This is a genomic window from Mediterraneibacter gnavus ATCC 29149 (genome assembly GCF_008121495.1).
Classification (GTDB): Bacteria; Bacillota; Clostridia; order Lachnospirales; family Lachnospiraceae; genus Mediterraneibacter; species Mediterraneibacter gnavus.
Genome location: NZ_CP043051.1, coordinates 1,909,225 through 1,929,169, shown reverse-complemented (window position 1 = coordinate 1,929,169; position 19,945 = coordinate 1,909,225). Strand labels below are relative to the sequence as shown.

Genomic DNA, 19,945 nt, shown 5'->3' with positions numbered 1-19,945 from the left:
TTCCAGATTGTTATGCTTTTTTAATCTGAATCAATTTCGCATTGACACTTTCCACAAATCCCTCCGGCGCCAGATCACCAGCCATCTCACTGAGTCTTTCAAAAGACATACTCTTCATCATATCCCACATGCCTTCCCCCGGTGATACGATCATATTTGCCATCAGTTTTACTGCTTTTGAAGCAATTTCCATTGCTTCCGGATTTTTTGCCAATTCTTCCATTGTATCTTTGATACTGTATCTTCCCTCCGGGAATTCCATCGGCGCTTTTAAATCCATATCTCCGACTGTCTGGAACCAGTTGGCAACACCCTCAGCACGTTCATTCACTTCCGGAAGTACATAGATTTCCGGTTCTTTTTCTACTTTTTCCAGTGTCATCGTATCCTGAACCTCACCTGCCTGTGCTGTGATGATATTAAATCCGTCTTTTAATGCCACTGTAAATACAAACACTTTGTCTGCGGAAAGTTCTTCTACTTTTTCTCCATTCAGGAATAGTATAACAGACGGCTGGTTGGAATATACACGAATCTGTGTCATTTCTCCCGCACGCTGTGCATACCGTTTTCCGCAGAGATGTACCATCGGTTTTTTATTCCAGTATGCCTGATAAATATAGTAGCTGTCTTTTTTCACTTTTCTGTCAATGGTCATAAGACCTTTATTGTTTCGTCCTGCTACGCCGCCTTCGTTTCTGGCTGCACATCCGAAATCAAACATGTTCCAGACATGGCTGGACCAGATCCATGGACGTTCTTCCAGCATTTTTGCCATATGCTCATGGTACAGCGCCTGATATTCCTCACTGTAGTCCTTGCATGCCGGGTTCGGACCGTGATACGTGATGATTCCTTCACATCCATACTCCGACAATCCAAGGCAGATTTCCGGATGAATTTTATGGAAGTTGTCCATCCACGGACCATTGTCTTCCATTTTCCCGCCATACCATCCGAAATAATGGTTGTAGCTTTCCACATCTGTAATCCCATGCATTGGTCCTTCGATCGGTGTCATGGACACATGCGCGATCGTCGTCAGACGGGTTGGATCCATTTCTTTCGCAAGAGCATTCAGTTCTTTGTGATTTTCCACTAACTGTTCTGAAATTCCTCCGATCAGAATCTCATTGGAAATACCCCAGAAACAAATTGACGGATGATTGTAATTCTGAATGATCAGCTCTTTCAACTGGATGATACAGTTCTGATGTGCATCCGGATCCTGGTTCATCACGCTGATAAACGGAATCTCTGCCCACACTACAAATCCCATCTCATCGCAGGCATCATAAAAATCCTGAGAATGCTGATAATGTGCCAGACGAATCGTGTTTGCCCCCAGCTCCTTGATGAGCCTTGCATCTTCGTAATGATCCTCTTTTGTAAGAGCATTTCCTTTATAGAGCATATCCTGATGGCGGCTCACTCCGCGCAGCGGAGTTTCTGCCCCATTGATGATAAAGCCTTTGTTCGGATCACAGGAAAAACTGCGCACACCCACACGTGCGGAAATCTCATCATACGTTTCATTTCTTCTCTGCAGCTTCGCAGTTACTGTATACAGGTACGGAGCATCAATCTCCCAGAGTTTTGCATCCGGAACATACACTGTTACTGTAGTTTCATCAGCCGGGCGGCAGGCACTTGCCACTTCATTTCCCTCTGCATCACAGATAGCGTACAATACGGTAAAGTTTTCATCTGTCTCTTTCACATAAGAAACAATCTCAAATGCAGCGCCTCCACATTCACACGGTTTTGGTGTTACCTGAATTCCCGGTCCTCCGTAATACTCCAGATCAAAATGCGCATCCGGAACACTGATCAAATTTACCCCTCTGTACAGCCCGCCATAAAATGTAAAGTCTGCAGACTGCGGATACACACTGTCTTTCATTTCATTGCTGCATGCAATGACCAAAAGATTGTCCCCTTTTTCGTGACACACATCTGTAATGTCCGCACGGAATGTAGAATATCCGCCTTCGTGATATGTCACTTCTTTTCCATTTACATACACGGTTGCCTGCTGACCTGCTGCCAGAATTTCTACATAGACCTTTCCGCCTCCCAGGGGCTGTTTTGGTGTTTCAAATGTTTTCGCATACCAGTAAGTACCTCTGTCATAACTACCGTTCCCATCATGTCCGTCTACTGCATTCCATGTATGCGGAAGATCCACCTTATGCCAGTCTGTCGGCATTTCTCCCGGAAGCCCTGCATTCTCCTGAATAAATGCCCAGTTTTTGTTTAAACTTATCACATTACGCATAACCATTCTCCTTTGTTTTCCATTTTTCTTAGCTTTTTCACATATTTGTTGTATGATTATTGTATGTAAGTTTTGAGAAAAATAACAGTGATGATTTTTGTAGTTTTTTGCACAATTTTCAGATTTAAAAAGGAGACTTTATGAAATACGAAGAATTGATCGATTTTACACAAAAGATACTGGAGGCAAATTATCTCCCGGTTTATCGCTTTGAGCTACCCTGTGAGGATCTGGATCATCTGGATCAGGGACTGCTCCGCCATATTCTGGGCGTAAAAAATACTTCCAGATTTTTCAATGATCTGTTTGAAAAACTAAAACCGGGAAAAATTTATTTCAATACAGACCTGTTCCAGTGTACCTTTGTCTTTCTGCTGCTTCCCGGCACAAAAACAGTATTTTACTGCGGTCCTGTCGTATTTGAAAAGATACAGGGAAACCGCTTTGAAGAATTGTTTTCAAGCCTTCCTTTGAAAGATACTTATCATAACTCGATTCAGGCCTATTATCAGAAACTTCCTTTTTTAGGCTCCTATGCCATGTTCGAAAGCCTGTTTCTGGAATTCGGAAAAAAGCTCTATGGGGATTCCTGTGAAGTCGTCTATTCCAATACTGATTTTTTTGATCATTGGAATAACGCCTATAAGAATTGTCTGCGGGATGAAGAACATCCGTTTTCAAATATCGATGTGATTGAAAAACGATATGAAGCAGAAAATATGCTGATCAATGCCGTCACTTCCGGCAGAGAAAGCCAGGCTCTGGAAATAACTTCAAAATTTGAATCCCGGCTTCTTCCACAACGGATCAGCAATAATTTAAGAGATATGAAAAATTATACCATCACACTGAACACATTACTTCGAAAAGCAGCCGAGCAGGCTGGTGTACATCCGATCCATATTGACGCCTATTCCAACTGCAATGTAACCATGTTGGAAAGTCTGACTTCCGCAACTCAATGCCTGCGTGCACAACAGACCATCGCACTCGGATACTGCCGGATCGTCAAAGAACATCAGCACAAGATTCATTCCTCGATCATCCGGAAAGTTGTCGCCTACCTGGAAACGGATCTGTCTGCCGATCTGACTCTGAACACGCTGGCACAGCATCTTGGTGTCAATGCAAGTTATCTGTCCACATTGTTCACCAAAGAAATGGGAACTTCTCTGACAGACTATGTCAATCATTACCGCATCGACCATGCCAAAACACTGCTTGCCAATACCGATGTTCCGATCAAAGATATCGCACTGCGCTGCGGAATCGGAGACGTCCACTACTTTACCCGACTGTTCAAGCGAATCAGTGGCATGACTCCAAAAGCGTGGCGGGAATCTGCCTCTGGTCTGCACAGAGAGGGGAAGAAAAAATTATAGATTCCAAAATGAGAAGATGTTTGTTTTACAGAAGATACGCGTATCCTTTTTGAGAAATTAAAGAAATTGTTTTAAATACACCATATCCACCAACTGTTTTCCACACTCTATGATCGGATGGTCGTAGTTATCCACAAAAAATCCGGGGATCCGATGTGATTGTGTGAATCCGCATCTCTCATAAAAAGGCAGGGTTGCCGGGCTGTCCCCGGTCCCTACCTGCAGAATTGCTTTCTTTCCTCTGTATTTTTCACAGAGAAACTGGATCATTTTTCTGCCATATCCTCTACGCTGGCATTGCGGTTTCACAGCCAGGTTTTTCAATTCCAAAATCTGGTCATTTTCTTGGGTAACAACGCAGACAGCCCGAACCTCACCTGCATCATACAAGACATACATCTCACCTCGCTCAAGATAGCGATCGATCATACTTTCCTGTTCATCGGCAAGAAGCAAAAGCTCCAGATATTCTTTTTTGTTTTCATTTATCTCACGGATCTCCATTTTTGCTTCTCCCAGATCAGCACTCTGTTCCGAATACTTCAATCTGAGTCAGCGCCGGGAACGGTGACGGATCATCTGCTTTGATCAGATCCTTCAATACGAGCCAGCTGATCTTCTTCTCTGAAAATGTAAATTCCTGTGCTCCGTCTGTTTTTTCCAGATCCAGCACCATGCTGCTTCCATCTGAAAATTCTACGGTCCCTTTTACCCACCAGTTGTCATGCGGAAAATCTGCTCTTATATGAAGCACAATCCGGTCTGTGCTGATTTCACGACCAAATTCCAGTTTTATCTCGGCATCGTCTCTCTGATTGATCCCCCAGGAAGCAAACGGCCATTTTCCGTGATCGTGATTTGCCGTCACTCCGTCAATTGCATTCTTTGCTGCAAATACTGCCTCTCCTCTTGTCTCTACATTGGCAGATGCATGCGGATAACAGTTCACATCTCCATGCTGATCGTTGACATTTTCTGCCAGATTGCGATAAATATTGATCTCATAAGGTCTTGCCTTGCGAAGGCAAAGCAACTGTTTTTCTCCAGTAAATGCCTTTGGTGAAAGATTGAACTTCTTTTCTTCAAACGGAATCTCATAAGTCTGATCGCCTGTCAGATACACCAGTGATTTTCCAAGCACATCATCCACCTGCATCCAATAATGTCCTGTCTCTCCACCAATTTCAAATACAATGGTGTCGCCCTCCTGATACTCTCTTCTCAGCGTCAGGTTCACTTCCTCCTGCCCACCATTTTCTGCAACAATATTTTTTTCTGCATCTAATACTTTGATCTGTATCATTCTATAATATCCTCCTGCTACAGCGTACTGTCTCTCCAGCGCACTGCATTTTTTATAATTACTTTTTTATTCGAAATACTGTTTTTACTCTCGATCATTTCAATCAGTTTTCGGGAGGCAATCTGACCTTCCTGATAAGCAGGGATCATGATTGCTGAGATTTCCGGTACTGCGATCTTTGTCCATCCGGTCACATCAAATCCGATCAGCCCCAGACGCTCTGGAAACAATGACTGAAAATCCGGAAATAACTTAATCCCAAGATACACTTTTCGAAGCGCCTCCACATCTGAAGCATACACCAGTGTTTTCTTATACTCGCTGATATTCTGTTCCAGATAATCATGAATCTCTTCTCTTGTTGTCTCCGCTTCTATAAAATAGGTCTTAAATGAAACTCCGGCATCGTTTGCCGCATCCTTGAAGCCTCGCAGGTTATCCATTCCGGTATACTCCGATTCATTGGCATCCGAAACAACCAGAAGCTGATCATATCCTCTCTCAATGCATTGACTGATTGCATCATATACGCATTGATAATTGTCTCCCAAAACTCTTACTCCCTGTGAATCATAAGGTGGAATATCCAGATATACGACCTTTTTATTCTTTTTTTCCAATTCCATTGCCAAAATTCCAAACCTGTATGTTGCCTGTATGATAAAACCGGACACTCCCATTTTCAGCATATGCTCAACATATTCTTTTTCTTTGGCAAATGACATCTCGTTACTTCCCACGATCACCTGATATCCGGCCTCATGTGCTTCTTCTTCAATTCCTTTCAGTGCCTTTGCCGCAAATGGTTTGGACACATCTCCAAGAATCACGCCGATACAGTCATCGCTTGCCTTTACTGTTCTGGTCGCAGCGCTTGGCGTGTAACCGGTCTCTTCAATGACCTGCTGGATCTTTTTCTGTGTCTCATCTGACATTTTATTCGTTTTTCCGTTCAAATAAAAAGAAATCGTTGTCTTCGAAACTCCTACCATTTCTGCAATTTCATTAATGGTCAGTTTTTTCATCTTGTTTCCCACCTTATTTTCGTTCTACGCCCGGAAGCGGAGTACTTCAAACCCTTCTTCTGTTTTCTTCAATATAACTACTTTACCATAAAAGCCACAATTCTGGTATAGGAAAACTTTCCGACCACGGTAATTTTCATGCGTACGCATAATAACCACATAGGACAGTTCACCTGAAATCCACACTTCCTTTGCCACCACAGATGTAGCCACCTGTTTCCCTTCTGCCTGTATGATCACCGTATCTTTTAATTCTGCATTCTCCGGGTGCATCCATGCTGTACATACTCCTTCATTTTCCCAGTTGGTTTTTGCCTGAAAAACTGTATGCTCCTCATTTTCGTTATAAATTCTGGACAAAATCTCCTGCCTTTGCTCCAAAGGATACTCTGCTCCAAGGATCAGCCTGACATCTTCATTTTCAAGAAGAACTTCCCGCTCTTTTTGTTCCTTTACAATCACCTCCGGTGCCAGATGGAAATACATGGTACTTTCCTGCGTTCCCGCCATACGAAGGTCATCACTGAGCAGCCAGATTCCCTCCGGAAAGATTAGAATCCTTCTGCAGCAGTATGCAGGCTCTTTTTGTTTATTTTGCATCACATACGGCATCTCTGCATAGTGGATCCCCTCAATCGTTTTGCAGTAATTGTTCAGACTGTCTGCAAAATATGCGTAACTCCAGGAACCGTCCGGCACTCCCATCGGACAGCCTTTAATCACAGAAACATTATGTGCCTCCGGAGATTTCAAACGGTTTCTCAGTTCTCCTTCTATATAAGAATATCGGCCGCTGTCTGTCAGAAACGCTTTTCCTTTGTAATAATTACATATATGTGTCAATTCCGAATGTCCATGGGAGCTTCCAAGCGGCCCATTATGAAGATACGTATAGTTGCTGTCTATCTCCCAACCGCTTCTGTAATAAAAGTTTCCGCTGTCTGTATAAAGACCGTTCAATGTTTCCGGCTGTTTTGATTTCAGTTTCAGATACTGCTCTTTCTGCTCCATTCCAAAACACCATATGCTCTCCAGATCCGGCTCCTCATATCCCGCATATTTAAATGCGCTCTCTTCAAACAGCATGGCGCCTCTTGTCATCACATCCCGGATGTCCGTCACATCACTGTCTCCCTGCGCAATCTGAAAATGATCCGGCCCCGCCGCATGCATCACATAATCGTACATTCCATACAGGATTTCCTCAATTCTTTTCGAAGTCTCCACACCCGCTCTTTTTCTGAACACCAGCATTGTCGTTACGGAATTAAGCACTTCAATATGGTACATCATGGACTGCTCCCAATGAGAGCCGTCCCCATAAATCTGAGATTCCAGCTGATAAAGCAGCTCATCCTTTGCCCACTCTGCGATCCGTTTCATCTCTTCCAGACAGAAACATTCTCCAAACCATGCCGCATTCTGCAGAATCGAAGTCGTCTGTAAAACACCCCAGTTGCTCTGCCGGTATTTCGGCACATAGCTTTGGTACAGATATAAAAACTGCTGTTCCATACTTTCTAAAATTTCAAACAGTTCCTCTTCTTTGATGTGCTCCTTGGCAAGAAGATGCAGAAGCAATGGTGTCCAGGATGCGCACCGGATTCCGGTGTCGATCGTCCTTGTCATCAGAGAGCCGAATGTTTCCTTCGTGTTTTGCCTTACCCAGTGCAGAATATACTGCTTCATCCCTTCCACATACCGCTCCTGTCCGGTGTACCAGTATGCCATAAGCATTTTTTTCAGATACTCTTGCCTGTTGAGCATATATATCCATTCCGGATCTCCGTTCGGGCAGGCATCCCAGGAAAACGGTGAAACTTCATATACCGTACTGCATGGCTCCATATCCCAACGGTCACAAAAGCAAAATTTTTGTTCCATCAGCCAGTCTGCCTGGCGCAGAATTTCTTCCATTTCTCCTTTGTGTACACTCCGCTTTACTTCTTTTTCATGATATGCTTTTGCATATTCCTTCGCTCTATTTTTTAATTGTTCTATCTGTGAACCCATATCTATATCTCCCGTTTCGTAAAACCAGTTATGGGATGTTTATTTCCGCTAAACATCCCACATCCTCAATACATTTTCTATTTTATCCAAGTATACCGATCACAGAAAGAAGGATTCCCACGATAATCGTAAAGATAACCAGTTTGTATGTACTCCATTTTTTCTTTTTGATCAGATAGAACATCAAGCCGGTATACAATACAGCAAGCATATTAGGAAGCATCGCATCCAACATCTCCTGCAGAGAAATGATTTTCTCTTCTGTCTCCGAAACCTGTGCCACATACTGCAGCTTCGTAGAAATCTTCACAAAATTAACTGCCAGACCGGAGATTACCGTAACACCGATCATTCCTGCGATTGTGGAAATCTGTTCCATATAGCTGCTCAGCTTTTCAATGATACTTGCCCCAAGCTTATGTCCCCAGTTACCCATCAATAATTTGATGATCAGAAGCGTGATATTCATTCCAAGGAAGAAAATCGCCGGTCCCAGGATCAGTCCATCCTGTGCAAGCGACGCACCGATTGTCGCAAACAGCGGTGCCAGACAGAACTGAGACAATGAATCTCCGATTCCTGCCATTGGTCCCATCAATGCCATTTTAATGGATTTTACTTCTTTTGCATTGGCTCCGCCATCAAGCATCGCAAGATGAAGGTTTCCGATGAATGGTACCATACTTGGGTTTGTATTGAAGAATTCCACATTTTCTTTCAGTGCATCTCTTAACTGATCATCATCGTCATAAATCTTGCGCAGTCCCGGATACAGCATGTTGGCATATCCAAGTCCCTGATAGTTACTGTAGTTCATACCATTCTGAAGGAAGTATGCTCTCAGCGATGCTCTTGTATAATCTTTTTTCTGTAATTTATTAGATGCCATCTTCAAATTCAACCTCCACTTCTTCTGTTTCTGTACCTGATTTGTTTCCTTTTCCTGTATAGAAATGAACCAAAAGTGCAACTGTTGTTCCAAGGATCGCAACACCGATGATCGGCAGCTTAAAGTATGCGATCGCACAATATCCAAGCAGTACAAATGGGATCAGTTCTTTCTTTGCCATTACATTTAAGATCATGGCAAATCCAATTGCCGGAAGCATTGCTCCTGCTACACTCAGCCCCGTATTCAGCCATGTTGGAATCAGACTGATCACTTTCTCCAGACCTTCTGCACTCATTGCACCTGCAAATCCGATCACAAAGCCAAGCACGAGGAAAACCCAAACGGTGAGATTGCAGCAGAGTCTGAATTTTTTAAACTGTTTGTTTTCCAGCGCTTTTGTCGCTGTGGCGCTGACACCTGCCATTGCTGTGTAAACAAGTGTGATTACAAACTGGAATGCAACCGCAAACGGGAACGATAATGCAAGGGCTGTCGCAACATCTACTCCTGCGCCTTTCATTGTGATCGCCATAATACTTCCTATGATTCCAGGCCCCATCGGGTTCGGCGGTACACTTCCTCCCTGAGATACTCCGAATCCCATAAATGCCAGCTCTCCGACTGCCCCCATTGCCAGTCCTGTCGGCAGATCTCCTAAAATCAAACCTACTCCGGTAGCCATGATCAGACAACGGTTCGTGTAAATTCCCAAAAGCATACCACTAAGGCAGACACCTGTCCAAAGTCCGATCAAAACGGCCTGTACAATTGTAATTTCCATTTCTCTTCCTCCTTATAGATATTCGTTCCTATAAATATTTTGTAATATCAACATTGGATGCTGTATCCGCACCCGTTGGTGTTGATTTTGTATTGAATGTAACGTTGTATTTCTCTTTCAGAGTTCGGAGCGCATCCCTGTCTTCTTCCCCAAGTGCAATGTATGGGCTGATCTCCTGTTTTCCCGGTGCTCTGTGGATATTTCCCACATTGATCTCTGTCACCGGAACACCTCCCTCTACCAGCTTCAGTGCATCTTCTGCCGACTTACAGATGATGAACATGACCTGTTTCGGAGAAGCCTTATAAATCACATCACAGGTATGCTGAACTGTGAAAAATCTCATTGCAATCGTTTTCGGAATTACTGTTTTCATCAGTGTCTGCTGAATCGGATCATTTGCCGCCTCGTCATTCGCAACGATCACAGTGTTGACTCCTAATGTTTTGATCCAGAGCTGTCCCTGTCCGTGGACAAGACGCTCATCAATACGCAGCGCTGCGATATTTGGTTTGTCTGTCATCTTTCTTTTCCTCCCATAAATAAAAATCGGTATTTTACCACCATACCTTCCAGTCTTTCAAAAACCGTACCAGAGCTTCTACATAATAATAGTCTCCCCAGATATTTCCTACATCGATCCCTTTGCCGGAATGCCAGGAATAGACTCCATGTAAAAGAAGCGCCTCTCCCGGTTTATGAGAATGGTTGGCATAATTTTCAATCAGCGAACGCAGGATCGTATGCATTGCATACTTATAAACCTCCTTATCCTCATCTGTCTCCGGCAGATATTTACACATCTCCTGCATTCCGCATACTGCGACTGCCGCTGCCGAAGAATCCCTGGACTGTCCGGAACCGTCTCCGAAAATCAAATCCCAGTAGCATACATTATCCTGTGGAAGTCGGTTGAGGAAATAATTTGTCATTCCCTTGAACAGATCAAACGCTTCCCCAATATTGGAATTTCTGTAGTTCAATGCGATTCCGTAGATTCCCCACGCCTGACCTCTTGCCCATGCCGAATCATCAGAATATCCCTGACGTGTGACTCCTTTAACAGGTTCTCCTGTCTCCGGATCAAAATAAAATGTGTGATAAGCGGATGCATCATCCCTCACTACATTGTTACAGGAGGTAATAAAATGTTCTCTTGCCGCCTTTTCATACCGCTCATCCCCTGTCACTCTGCTCTTCCAGTATAACAGTGGAATGTTCAGCATACAGTCAATGATCAGACGGTAGTCCTTCGGATCTCCTACATTTCCCCATGCCTGAATGAAATGTCCGTTTTCCCGGTAACGCTCCATCAGAATATCCGCTGCCTGAAGCGCTGCCTGCTTTCCTTCCTCGGACTGGCAGAGCTGATATGCTGCCACACAGGATGGAGAGTACAGAAATCCAAGATCATGATGGTTCAGATCGATCCGTTTTTCTACACGTTCTTTAAACGATCTTACATCTGCCATTCCGAGTTCTTTAAAACATTCCTCCCTGCTCCAGTCATACATCAGCCAGATTAGTCCTGTCCAGAATCCCGTCGTCCACTCTACATTTTCTGTAATCGGGTACATTCCGTCCCGTTCTGATGGAAACGGCTCAGAATTATAGGCTGCTGAAAACGGAAACTTTCCATTCAGATACTCCATGTTTCTTTTTACAGAAGCCTTTGCCTCTTCCAGCGCATATTCTACCTCTTTGCGTGTTAACAGTTTACCGTACAAAAACTCTTCTCGTTTTTTAATCTCTTCAATATTTATCTTCTTAATCATGATTTCCCTCTTTGCGATCAGACACCGTCTTCAAATATCATCTCATCATCATTTCCAAGACTGTCAAAGTCCTCCACACCATCTTTTGCGCTCTGCCTGATAATTTCTGCCAGTTCTTCCAATCCCATCAGCTCTCTAGAAAAGATTGCTTCCACTGCCATAGCCAGGTTCGTTCCTGCCAGCACTTTGATACTTTTTCCACTCTCTGTTTTGATGCCGGATGCCACATTAAACGGGGTTCCTCCCAACAGATCTGTCATGACCAGGATCTCAGAAGTCCCCAGCGCCTCCATCTGCTCTTCTAACTTCTGTTTTAATTCCTGTGAGGACATTCCCTTCACAAAATCTACCGCCTTTATATGCTCAGGATTTCCTGCAATGAGGCTTACTGCGCTCATGATCCCTGTCGGAAAATTTCCATGTCCCGCAACGATAATTCCTATCATTTGCCTTTCTCCTTTTCCTTCCTTTTTCTTCTGTCTTACTCATCTCGCTTTTAGTAACCGGTTAACTATAACTTGATTATAAACCAGTTTTACCTAAAGTCAAATATTTCTTGTACACTTTTCTTGTTTTTGTAATTTATTAACGAATTATTGATATATTTTTTGTGTATTATGCATATAAAAGCGGGTTCTAAAACCCACTTCATAAATATTATATATAGTTTACTTTTTACCTCAGTTTACCAAAATGTATTTTTAATTTTAGTAAACCATATTTTTGTTTACTAATCATTTTCTTTTTTCCGATACTCTCTCGGCGTACACTTATAAAACCGTTTGAATATCTTAGAAAAATTACTGGGACTTTCAAAACCACAGGCAGTTGCTATTTCAGAAATGCTGTTTTCCGGATTATGCAAAAGCATTTCCGCTCCCCGTATGATCCTGTACTTCAAAACATACTGGATGGGCGAAAGCTGTATTGTCTTCTGAAAACAGCGCAAACATTCTCTTTCTCCGATGTCTGCCGCCTTCGCAATATCCGCCAGCTTAATATCATCAAAATAATATCTCTGGATATACTCCAACATTTTTCGTATCCGCAAATTGTCCTGACTTTGAAGTGTCTCCGGTACCTCCAGCTCATCTTTAAATTTTTCTGTCAGGAAAAAACAAACTCTAGATAAATTCTCCCTAACGACAAATTCAAATCCCGGAGGTTCCTGTACGATCGCGTCAAACGCACTGCAAAACCACTGAATCACATGTGCATTCTCAAACCGGGAAACCGCACAGCCGGAAAATGCGTGACAGGATACGAGCGGACGTACATACTTTTTTGCAAAAACCGAATCTTCATTTCCTAAAATAAGCGTAGGATGAAACACCAGAGAATGTAGTTTACAATAATCCGCAGCGATCGCATAGTGGAGCACATTGGAATTGATTACAAACGCATCTCCTGTTTCAACATAAAACGATTCCGATGGTATTTTTAATTCCAACCTGCCTTCTGCAACATATACCATCTCAATCTCTTCATGCCAGTGCCACGGAATGCTGTCCTCCTGCCGCCCTGTATAGTATGAAGAATACCCCGCACATGGAAATTCCAGCGTTCCATGCGGCCGGAGTTCTTTTAATTTCTGATTCAGATTCAATCTGCACTCCTGCAGTGCCATATTCACATCTCCTTTTCAAACTTGGCGTTTTTTTTATATTATATGTCGGAAATTAAGTTGTATCAAGCTTGCTATGTCGATATTATTACACAAGAACATTCAAGCAGGAGGTTATATATGTTTCAACTATTGTTAGCTGTTATTTATCTGGCATTTATTAGTCTTGGATTGCCGGATTCTCTTTTAGGCTCAGCCTGGCCCACGATGTATCGTGAATTTTCTGTACCTGTTTCCTATGCCGGCGGGATTTCCATGATCATTGCAGTCGGAACCATCATCTCCAGCCTGCTAAGCGACCGTCTGACTAAACGTTTCGGTGCAGGAAAGATCACCGCTGTCAGTGTTTTCATGACTGCAGCTGCACTATTCGGATTTTCCACAAGCCATACATTTATCGCGCTTTGTCTGTGGGCCGTTCCTTATGGTCTCGGTGCCGGATGCGTAGATGCGGCACTCAACAATTATGTTGCGCTTCATTATACAAGCCGCCATATGAGCTGGCTGCATTGTATGTGGGGAGTCGGAGCTTCCCTTGGTCCCTATATTATGGGATACGCATTATCAAACGGACACAGCTGGAATATGGGATACCGCTATATTTCCATTCTTCAGATCCTGCTGACGGCCGTACTGCTGTTCAGCCTACCCCTTTGGAAAAAGCCAACTGTTCCTACCAAAAGCAGTCATACTGCTGCGTCATATCACGAACAGGCGCTTTCTCTCTCTCAGATTGTTCGGATTTCAGGTGCAAAAGAAATTATGATCACGTTTTTCTGTTACTGTGCTCTGGAACAGACAACCGGACTTTGGGGCAGCAGCTATCTGGTTTTACACTGGGGGCTGACTTCTGAAACTGCCGCCGGATTTGCCAGCCTGTTTTTCATTGGAATCACTGCAGGAAGGGCACTCAGCGGATTTTTAACCCTAAAACTCAATGACACTCAGATGATACGGCTGGGACAATGTGTGATATTATCAGGTATCATATTGTTGCTATTACCGATCGGAGAAGTAACTGCCCTTTTAGGACTGCTTTTTATCGGACTTGGATGCGCCCCGGTTTATCCGTGCATCATCCACTCCACACCGGAGCATTTCGGTGCACATCGATCCCAGGCAATGATCGGCGTACAAATGGCGTCTGCCTATATCGGAACCTGCCTTATGCCGCCTGTATTCGGATGGATCGTAAATACGATCAGCCCAGCCTTATTCCCGGTATATCTGCTTTTCATCTTGGTTCTTATGTTCGTAATGCACGAAAAAATCTTAAAGCAGACTCAAAAAAAACAGCCGTAGCTGCCACTTTTCATGGCAGCCACGGCTGTTTTTCTATCACGATTCTTTTCCCAAAATATGCTCTACGATATCTTCCTGCTTCTTCTCCTGTTCCTGATTCTCCTTTACCAGCTCAACAGGTACCGGCGTATTCTCCACTTCCAGACATGCCTGTATTGCCTCATTCAGAGAGAGCATCTTATCATCCAGCTCGGACACCATCTGCGCACACTCCTGCAGCTCACGACTGATATAATCCGGTGCGTCACCTTCAAACTTATAATAGATCTTGTGCTCAAGACTGGCCCAGAAATCCATCGCAATGGTGCGGATCTGAATCTCTACCTTGGTATCTACCACACTGTCCGACAGAAAGATCGGCACGGAAACCAGCATATGGTAACTCTTATATCCGCTCTCTTTCGGCTTTTTGATGTAATCCTTAATTGCCAGCACTTTTAAGTCACTTTGATTCCCGATCATCTCCGCCAGGCGGTAAATATCGGAAGTAAATGAACAGATCAGCCGTACGCCTGCAATGTCATTGATATAGCGGAGCATATTCTCAATTGAAGTCTCATAGCCGTATCGTTTGAGCTTTTTTACGATACTCTCCGGCGTCTTGATCCTTGTCTTGATATGCTCAATCGGGTTATATTTATGTACGTGCTGAAACTCATCATTGAGGATTTCCAGCTTCGTCCCTACCTCTTTCATTGCTGCATTATATAAGAAAATGACGGTCTTCCAACTGTCCACGTCTTCATAATTCTTGATCGCGTCTTCCATCTGGTGTTCTCCTCTCAACTTGGAAAATCTCCCTTCTCACTTAGTCTCTATTAGTATACCATATTTGGCTCTTACTGTCATAAACTTCATGTTTTTTTAAGAAAGAAAACTTTTCCTATCAGAGAATACTAACTTCCGTTTTTTATTTTGTTTCCAGAAGATCCTGGAAGCGCGTCATTGCCTCTACTGTATTCTCGTAAGTACCAAATGAAGTCAGACGGAAATAGCGTTTTCCATTCTCTCCAAATCCGGCTCCGGGCGTTCCGACTACCTGGATCTCATGCAGCAGATAGTCAAAAAACGTCCAGGAATCCATGTCCTTCGGGCATTCAAACCAGACATACGGGGAATGTACCCCTCCATAAAACCGGATGCCAAGATCTGAAAGTGTATCTGTAATGACACGCGCATTCTCCCTGTAGTATTCCAGATTCTCCTGACACTGATGGATACCTTCCTCACTGAACACTGCCGCTGCCGCTTTCTGTACAATATAGGAAGTACCATTGTATTTTGTGCACTGACGTCTGTTCCACATGGCATTGAGCGACATCTCTTCTCCTGCGGACGCTGTAAATACCAGTTCCTGCGGAACGATCGTATATCCACATCTGGTTCCGGTAAATCCCGCTGTTTTGGAAAGTGAACAGAACTCAATCGCGCACTGTTTTGCCCCTTCTACGGCATAGATACTTCTCGGAAGTTCCGGATCAGACACAAACGCCTCATAAGCCGCATCAAAAAGGATCACTGCCTGATTCTTCAGCGCATAATCCACCCACTCTTTTAACTGGCTTTTGTTATAGCATGCGCCGGTCGGATTGTTTGGCGAACAGATATAAATGATATCCGCATGCTGATCCCAGTCCGGCATCGGAAGGAAGTCATTGTCTGCATTTCCCTCAATATACTCCACTTTATTTCCGCACATAACATTGGAGTCCACATAGACAGGATAAACCGGTGTCGGGATCAGGATCACATTGTCGTGTGCAAACAGATCCGTGATATTTCCTGTATCACTCTTTGCCCCGTCTGACACAAATACGGCAGACGCATCGATCTCTACACCACTTCTTTTGTAATAGTCCACAATGGCTTTTCTGATATCTTCATACCCTTGCTCCGGGCCATATCCTTTAAACGTATCCGCAGACATCATCTCTTTTGCCCCTTCAAGAAGTGCCTCTCCGGCACACTGACACAGAGGACGTGTGACATCTCCGATTCCCAGACGTATCACATTTTTTTCCGGATGCTGCTTCGTATACGCAGCAACACGGTGTGCAATCTCCGAAAAAAGATAATTTTCCTGCAGTTTCAAATAATTTTCATTTAAATTCGGCATTCTATTTTCCTCACTATTTTCCAGTTATGTCTCATCAAACAGCAGCGTCAGGATCATCTGTGCTGTCTCCACCATATTGGTTCCATTATCCATACTGCATTTCTGCAGATATTTGTGAGCTTCCTCCTCTGTCAGATAGTTTCTCTCCATCAACAGAAATTTTGCATTACGGATATAATTCTGTTCCTTCTCACTCCGTTTTTTGGGTGTCCGGGTTTTCTTTTTGATCCGCCGCTCCAGCTGACGAAGCACCATATCTGCGGTATTGACCAGATCATAGGCTTTGATCGGCATGGTCAGGGATAAAATCCCTGCACCGACTTGTGCCACCGTCTCCTCGGATCCTAACAGAATGGATTCAAAATCCCGCGGCAGGCAATCTACCAGATCCAGATAATACATATCCGGCATCCGGTACCCGCTGATGACAAGACCATACGAATATTCACCAACCATCTGAAGAGCCGAAGAAGCAGAAGAACACGCAAACACCGTCTGAAATCCGTGTTCAAGCAGTATTTTCTTCACTTTTTTCGCATTCTCAAGCTTTGGTAATACGACAACGATGACTCCCATCTGCGGCCTCCATTGATTTTCTTAAACCAGATACAGATACTGCTCCAGTTCCCACTTTGTTACCTGTTCCAGATAGTTTTTCCATTCTCGGCGTTTCATTTTCTGATATTCCGCAACATAGGATTCTCCAAGCACTTCCCGCACCAACAGATCCTGCCCCATTGCATCCAGTGCCACTCCCAGATTTTCCGGAAGGCTCTGAATTTTTCGTTGCTTTTTCTCCTCATCGGACAGTCTGCAGATATCTTCTGTCAGTTCCTTTGGCGCTTTCTGCTGTTTCCTGATTCCATCCAGTCCTGCTTCCAGACAAAGTGCCAGAAGCAGATATGGATTTGCCGCACAATCCGGACTTCTCAGTTCCAGATCCACGCCTTCTCCTCTGCGTTTTCTGACATGGAGCAGCGCATTTCTCTGTGTTCTGGACCAGGTCACATCGGAAGGTGCCTCAAATCCCGGAACCAGACGCTTATAAGAATTGACCAATGGATTAAACACTGCTGTCATCCCCACAACATGTCCCAGAATTCCCGCCAGAAATGCTTCGCCGTCTGTGCTCAATTCACCGTTTTCACCGGTAAACACATTTCTGCCGTTCTTAAGAAGCCGCATGTGCAGATGCAGACCGGAACCATTTACATCCTGCCGTGGTTTCGGCATAAATGTGGCATGAAGACCGTAGCGCTTTGCAATCGTACGGACTGCCATTTTAAATGTCATCACCTTATCTGCAGTGGAAAGCGCATCTTCAAACGCAAAGTCGATCTCATGCTGTGCCGGCGCAATCTCATGATGAGAAGATGTAATCTGATATCCCATCTCCTCCAGTGTCAGAATAATGTCCCTTCTTGTATTCTCGCCCAGATCGATCGGCGACGTATCCAGATACCCTGCTCTTTCGTGCGAAACGGTAGTCGGCATTCCATCGTCATCTGTATGGAACAGGAAAAATTCACACTCCGGATTCACTTCCAGTGTATAGCCCTGTTTTTCTGCTTTTTCCAGTGCCCGTTTCAGGATCAGCCGCGGGCTCAGTTCGTATTCGCTGCCATCCTCTGTGCATACATCACACAGAAAACGGGCAACTTTTCCATTCTGAGGACGCCATGGCAGTATGGTAAACGTAGAAAAATCCGGCTTGAGATACAACTCTGTCTCCTCTTCTTTTGCAAATCCGTTCAAAGAAGCCAGGTCGATCGTGCAGCGGTCATCCATTGCTTTTTCCAGGCAGCTGACCGGAACTGCGACATTTTTCAAGGTTCCGAACATATCCGTAAACTGCAGACGGATAAACTCAACGCCTTCTTCCTCCACGATCTGCAGAATTTCTGTTTTTCTATACTTCTCCATAACATCCTCTCCTTGTCTTACACTATGATCCTATTATATTTCTCTCTTACAGATTTGTATACCCCATCAAAGAATAATCGACTGCTTTTGCAGCCTGTTTTCCTTCCTGGATCGCCCATACGACCAGCGACTGACCTCTGCGCACATCTCCTGCTGCAAATACCCCCGGTACATTGGTCTCATACGTTTCTTCTTTTGTCGCTACATTTGTTCTTGCATCTACAGATACCCCAAATGCATCTGTTACATATTTCTGGCTGCCCGTAAACCCTGCGGCGATCAGTACCAGATTAGCATCCACCACTTTTTCACTGCCCGGAACGGGAACCATCTGCATTCTGCCTGTCTTTTTATCTTTTTGAGGCTCCAGGCTGACCAGAACTGCTTTTTTGACATTTCCGTTTTTGTCCTTCTGGAATTCCTTTACCGTTGTCTGATACATTCTCGGATCTTTTCCAAAGACTGCAATGGCCTCTTCCTGACCATAGTCCGTCTTCTCCGTGCGCGGCCACTGCGGCCATGGATTGGACTTTGTTCTCTCTTTGGAAGGCTTGGGCATCATCTCCAGCTGTGTAACCGATTTGGCCCCCAGTCGGATCGCGGTCCCCACGCAGTCATTTCCTGTATCACCGCCTCCAATCACCAGCACATGTTTCCCTTTTGCCGGGATAAAAGTGCCCTCTTTCAGATCCTGATCCAGGAGACTCTTTGTTACCGAAGACAGGAAATCCACAGCAAAATAAATATTTTTACTGTCTCTTCCCGGCACCTCGATATCTCTCGGATTCGATGCTCCGCAGGCTAAGATCACCCGGTCGAACTGTTTTTGAAGCTCTGCTGCAGTCACATCTTTTCCTACATTCACTCCGGTTTTAAAAAGAACGCCTTCTTCTTTCATCAGCCGGACTCTTCTCTCTACAATGTCTTTTTCCAGTTTCATATTCGGAATTCCATAGCACAGAAGTCCTCCGATTCTGTCGCTTCGCTCAAATACAGTCACCTGATGCCCTCTTCGGTTGAGCAGTAATGCCGCAGCAAGACCTGCCGGTCCACTTCCGATCACTGCCACCGTCTTTCCGGTACGCACCTTCGGCGGCTGTGCTGTCACCCATCCGTTCTGGAATGCATGTTCAATGATCATTTTCTCGTTGTCCTTAATTGCCACCGGATCTCCGTTCAAGGCACAGGTACATGCCGCCTCACAGAGCGCCGGGCAGACTCTTCCGGTAAATTCCGGAAAACAATGTGTCTTTTCGAGACGCTCATATGCCTGTTTCCAGTTCCCGCGATAGATCAGATCATTGGTCTCCGGCACCAGATTGTGAAGCGGACATCCGGATGTCATGCCTGCGAGCAGGCTGCCGTTCTGGCAGAACGGCACGCCGCAGTCCATGCAGCGTCCGCCCTGTTTCTGTTGTTCTTTTACAGGCAGTGAAGTTTTAAACTCATGAAAATGACGGATTCTCTGAAGCGGTGTTTCTGCCTTTGTATTTTTTCTTTCGTAATCTAAAAATCCTGTTGGTTTTCCCAT

The 19,945-nt window shown here is 44.3% G+C and carries 18 protein-coding genes; 2 read left to right on the top strand and 16 right to left on the bottom strand.

What is annotated here, in order from left to right; genetic code table 11:
* Positions 1-10: 10 nt before the first annotated feature.
* The gene (locus FXV78_RS09425) at positions 11-2,278 is read right to left on the bottom strand and encodes a glycoside hydrolase family 2 protein (RefSeq protein ID WP_023924208.1); all 2,268 of its coding nucleotides are present in this window, start codon (positions 2,276-2,278) and stop codon (positions 11-13) included.
* A 140-nt stretch (positions 2,279-2,418) separates the two neighbouring features.
* On the opposite strand from FXV78_RS09425, the gene FXV78_RS09420 reads away from it, so the two are divergent.
* Entirely contained in the window at positions 2,419-3,660 is a 1,242-nt protein-coding gene (locus FXV78_RS09420; RefSeq protein ID WP_004841449.1) for an AraC family transcriptional regulator, read from the top strand.
* Between the two features lie 57 nt (positions 3,661-3,717).
* Here the strand turns inward: FXV78_RS09420 and FXV78_RS09415 are convergent, their stop codons facing one another.
* The 10 genes from FXV78_RS09415 to FXV78_RS09370 all read right to left on the bottom strand — a co-directional run bounded on the left by FXV78_RS09415 (position 3,718) and on the right by FXV78_RS09370 (position 13,076).
* Positions 3,718-4,164, bottom strand: coding sequence for a GNAT family N-acetyltransferase (locus FXV78_RS09415; protein ID WP_023924205.1), 447 nt, complete (start codon positions 4,162-4,164; stop codon positions 3,718-3,720).
* A 16-nt stretch (positions 4,165-4,180) separates the two neighbouring features.
* Positions 4,181-4,963 carry a DUF7402 domain-containing protein gene (locus FXV78_RS09410; RefSeq protein WP_004841444.1) on the bottom strand — a complete coding sequence of 261 codons (783 nt, stop codon included), beginning with the start codon at positions 4,961-4,963 and terminating at the stop codon, positions 4,181-4,183.
* Positions 4,964-4,980: 17 nt separating this feature from the next.
* Entirely contained in the window at positions 4,981-5,988 is a 1,008-nt protein-coding gene (locus FXV78_RS09405) for a LacI family DNA-binding transcriptional regulator (protein ID WP_004841443.1), read from the bottom strand.
* 24 nt (positions 5,989-6,012) lie between these two features.
* Positions 6,013-8,001: a heparinase II/III family protein gene (locus tag FXV78_RS09400; RefSeq protein ID WP_004841442.1), complete on the bottom strand. Its 1,989-nt coding sequence runs from the start codon at positions 7,999-8,001 to the stop codon at positions 6,013-6,015.
* Between the two features lie 82 nt (positions 8,002-8,083).
* A complete protein-coding gene (locus FXV78_RS09395; protein WP_004841440.1) occupies positions 8,084-8,890 on the bottom strand; it encodes a PTS system mannose/fructose/sorbose family transporter subunit IID in 807 nt (268 codons plus the stop codon).
* Positions 8,880-9,674 (bottom strand): PTS mannose/fructose/sorbose/N-acetylgalactosamine transporter subunit IIC, encoded by a 795-nt coding sequence (locus tag FXV78_RS09390; protein WP_004841436.1) that lies wholly within the window; start codon positions 9,672-9,674, stop codon positions 8,880-8,882. The genes FXV78_RS09395 and FXV78_RS09390 overlap by 11 nt, the downstream gene beginning before the upstream one ends.
* Before the next feature lie 28 nt (positions 9,675-9,702).
* Entirely contained in the window at positions 9,703-10,197 is a 495-nt protein-coding gene (locus FXV78_RS09385) for a PTS sugar transporter subunit IIB (RefSeq protein WP_004841433.1), read from the bottom strand.
* 34 nt (positions 10,198-10,231) lie between these two features.
* Complete coding sequence (locus tag FXV78_RS09380; RefSeq protein WP_004841431.1) at positions 10,232-11,449, bottom strand: glycoside hydrolase family 88 protein; 1,218 nt, start codon at positions 11,447-11,449, stop codon at positions 10,232-10,234.
* A gap of 17 nt (positions 11,450-11,466) precedes the next feature.
* Positions 11,467-11,895: a PTS sugar transporter subunit IIA gene (locus tag FXV78_RS09375; protein WP_004841429.1), complete on the bottom strand. Its 429-nt coding sequence runs from the start codon at positions 11,893-11,895 to the stop codon at positions 11,467-11,469.
* 284 nt (positions 11,896-12,179) lie between these two features.
* Positions 12,180-13,076 carry an AraC family transcriptional regulator gene (locus tag FXV78_RS09370; RefSeq protein WP_004841427.1) on the bottom strand — a complete coding sequence of 299 codons (897 nt, stop codon included), beginning with the start codon at positions 13,074-13,076 and terminating at the stop codon, positions 12,180-12,182.
* Positions 13,077-13,193: 117 nt separating this feature from the next.
* Between FXV78_RS09370 and FXV78_RS09365 the strand changes: the two genes are divergently transcribed.
* Positions 13,194-14,375 (top strand): MFS transporter, encoded by a 1,182-nt coding sequence (locus FXV78_RS09365; protein ID WP_023924202.1) that lies wholly within the window; start codon positions 13,194-13,196, stop codon positions 14,373-14,375.
* Between the two features lie 36 nt (positions 14,376-14,411).
* Here the strand turns inward: FXV78_RS09365 and FXV78_RS09360 are convergent, their stop codons facing one another.
* The 5 genes from FXV78_RS09360 to FXV78_RS09340 all read right to left on the bottom strand — a co-directional run bounded on the left by FXV78_RS09360 (position 14,412) and on the right by FXV78_RS09340 (position 19,945).
* On the bottom strand, positions 14,412-15,143 hold the full coding sequence (locus tag FXV78_RS09360) for a GTP pyrophosphokinase (RefSeq protein ID WP_004841423.1): 732 nt from the start codon (positions 15,141-15,143) through the stop codon (positions 14,412-14,414).
* A gap of 142 nt (positions 15,144-15,285) precedes the next feature.
* Positions 15,286-16,491 (bottom strand): LL-diaminopimelate aminotransferase, encoded by a 1,206-nt coding sequence (locus FXV78_RS09355; RefSeq protein ID WP_004841421.1) that lies wholly within the window; start codon positions 16,489-16,491, stop codon positions 15,286-15,288.
* Positions 16,492-16,515: 24 nt separating this feature from the next.
* Positions 16,516-17,067, bottom strand: coding sequence for an ANTAR domain-containing response regulator (locus FXV78_RS09350; protein WP_004841420.1), 552 nt, complete (start codon positions 17,065-17,067; stop codon positions 16,516-16,518).
* A 21-nt stretch (positions 17,068-17,088) separates the two neighbouring features.
* A complete protein-coding gene (locus tag FXV78_RS09345; protein ID WP_004841418.1) occupies positions 17,089-18,414 on the bottom strand; it encodes a glutamine synthetase family protein in 1,326 nt (441 codons plus the stop codon).
* Between the two features lie 46 nt (positions 18,415-18,460).
* On the bottom strand, positions 18,461-19,945 hold the full coding sequence (locus tag FXV78_RS09340; RefSeq protein WP_004841416.1) for a glutamate synthase subunit beta: 1,485 nt from the start codon (positions 19,943-19,945) through the stop codon (positions 18,461-18,463).

Coding starts and splice junctions, on each gene's coding strand:
- FXV78_RS09425 (WP_023924208.1), bottom strand. CDS start 2,278: ATGCGTAATGTGATAAGTTTAAACAAAAACTGGGCATTTATTCAGGAG.
- FXV78_RS09420 (WP_004841449.1), top strand. CDS start 2,419: ATGAAATACGAAGAATTGATCGATTTTACACAAAAGATACTGGAGGCA.
- FXV78_RS09415 (WP_023924205.1), bottom strand. CDS start 4,164: ATGGAGATCCGTGAGATAAATGAAAACAAAAAAGAATATCTGGAGCTT.
- FXV78_RS09410 (WP_004841444.1), bottom strand. CDS start 4,963: ATGATACAGATCAAAGTATTAGATGCAGAAAAAAATATTGTTGCAGAA.
- FXV78_RS09405 (WP_004841443.1), bottom strand. CDS start 5,988: ATGAAAAAACTGACCATTAATGAAATTGCAGAAATGGTAGGAGTTTCG.
- FXV78_RS09400 (WP_004841442.1), bottom strand. CDS start 8,001: ATGGGTTCACAGATAGAACAATTAAAAAATAGAGCGAAGGAATATGCA.
- FXV78_RS09395 (WP_004841440.1), bottom strand. CDS start 8,890: ATGGCATCTAATAAATTACAGAAAAAAGATTATACAAGAGCATCGCTG.
- FXV78_RS09390 (WP_004841436.1), bottom strand. CDS start 9,674: ATGGAAATTACAATTGTACAGGCCGTTTTGATCGGACTTTGGACAGGT.
- FXV78_RS09385 (WP_004841433.1), bottom strand. CDS start 10,197: ATGACAGACAAACCAAATATCGCAGCGCTGCGTATTGATGAGCGTCTT.
- FXV78_RS09380 (WP_004841431.1), bottom strand. CDS start 11,449: ATGATTAAGAAGATAAATATTGAAGAGATTAAAAAACGAGAAGAGTTT.
- FXV78_RS09375 (WP_004841429.1), bottom strand. CDS start 11,895: ATGATAGGAATTATCGTTGCGGGACATGGAAATTTTCCGACAGGGATC.
- FXV78_RS09370 (WP_004841427.1), bottom strand. CDS start 13,076: ATGGCACTGCAGGAGTGCAGATTGAATCTGAATCAGAAATTAAAAGAA.
- FXV78_RS09365 (WP_023924202.1), top strand. CDS start 13,194: ATGTTTCAACTATTGTTAGCTGTTATTTATCTGGCATTTATTAGTCTT.
- FXV78_RS09360 (WP_004841423.1), bottom strand. CDS start 15,143: ATGGAAGACGCGATCAAGAATTATGAAGACGTGGACAGTTGGAAGACC.
- FXV78_RS09355 (WP_004841421.1), bottom strand. CDS start 16,491: ATGCCGAATTTAAATGAAAATTATTTGAAACTGCAGGAAAATTATCTT.
- FXV78_RS09350 (WP_004841420.1), bottom strand. CDS start 17,067: ATGGGAGTCATCGTTGTCGTATTACCAAAGCTTGAGAATGCGAAAAAA.
- FXV78_RS09345 (WP_004841418.1), bottom strand. CDS start 18,414: ATGGAGAAGTATAGAAAAACAGAAATTCTGCAGATCGTGGAGGAAGAA.
- FXV78_RS09340 (WP_004841416.1), bottom strand. CDS start 19,945: ATGGGAAAACCAACAGGATTTTTAGATTACGAAAGAAAAAATACAAAG.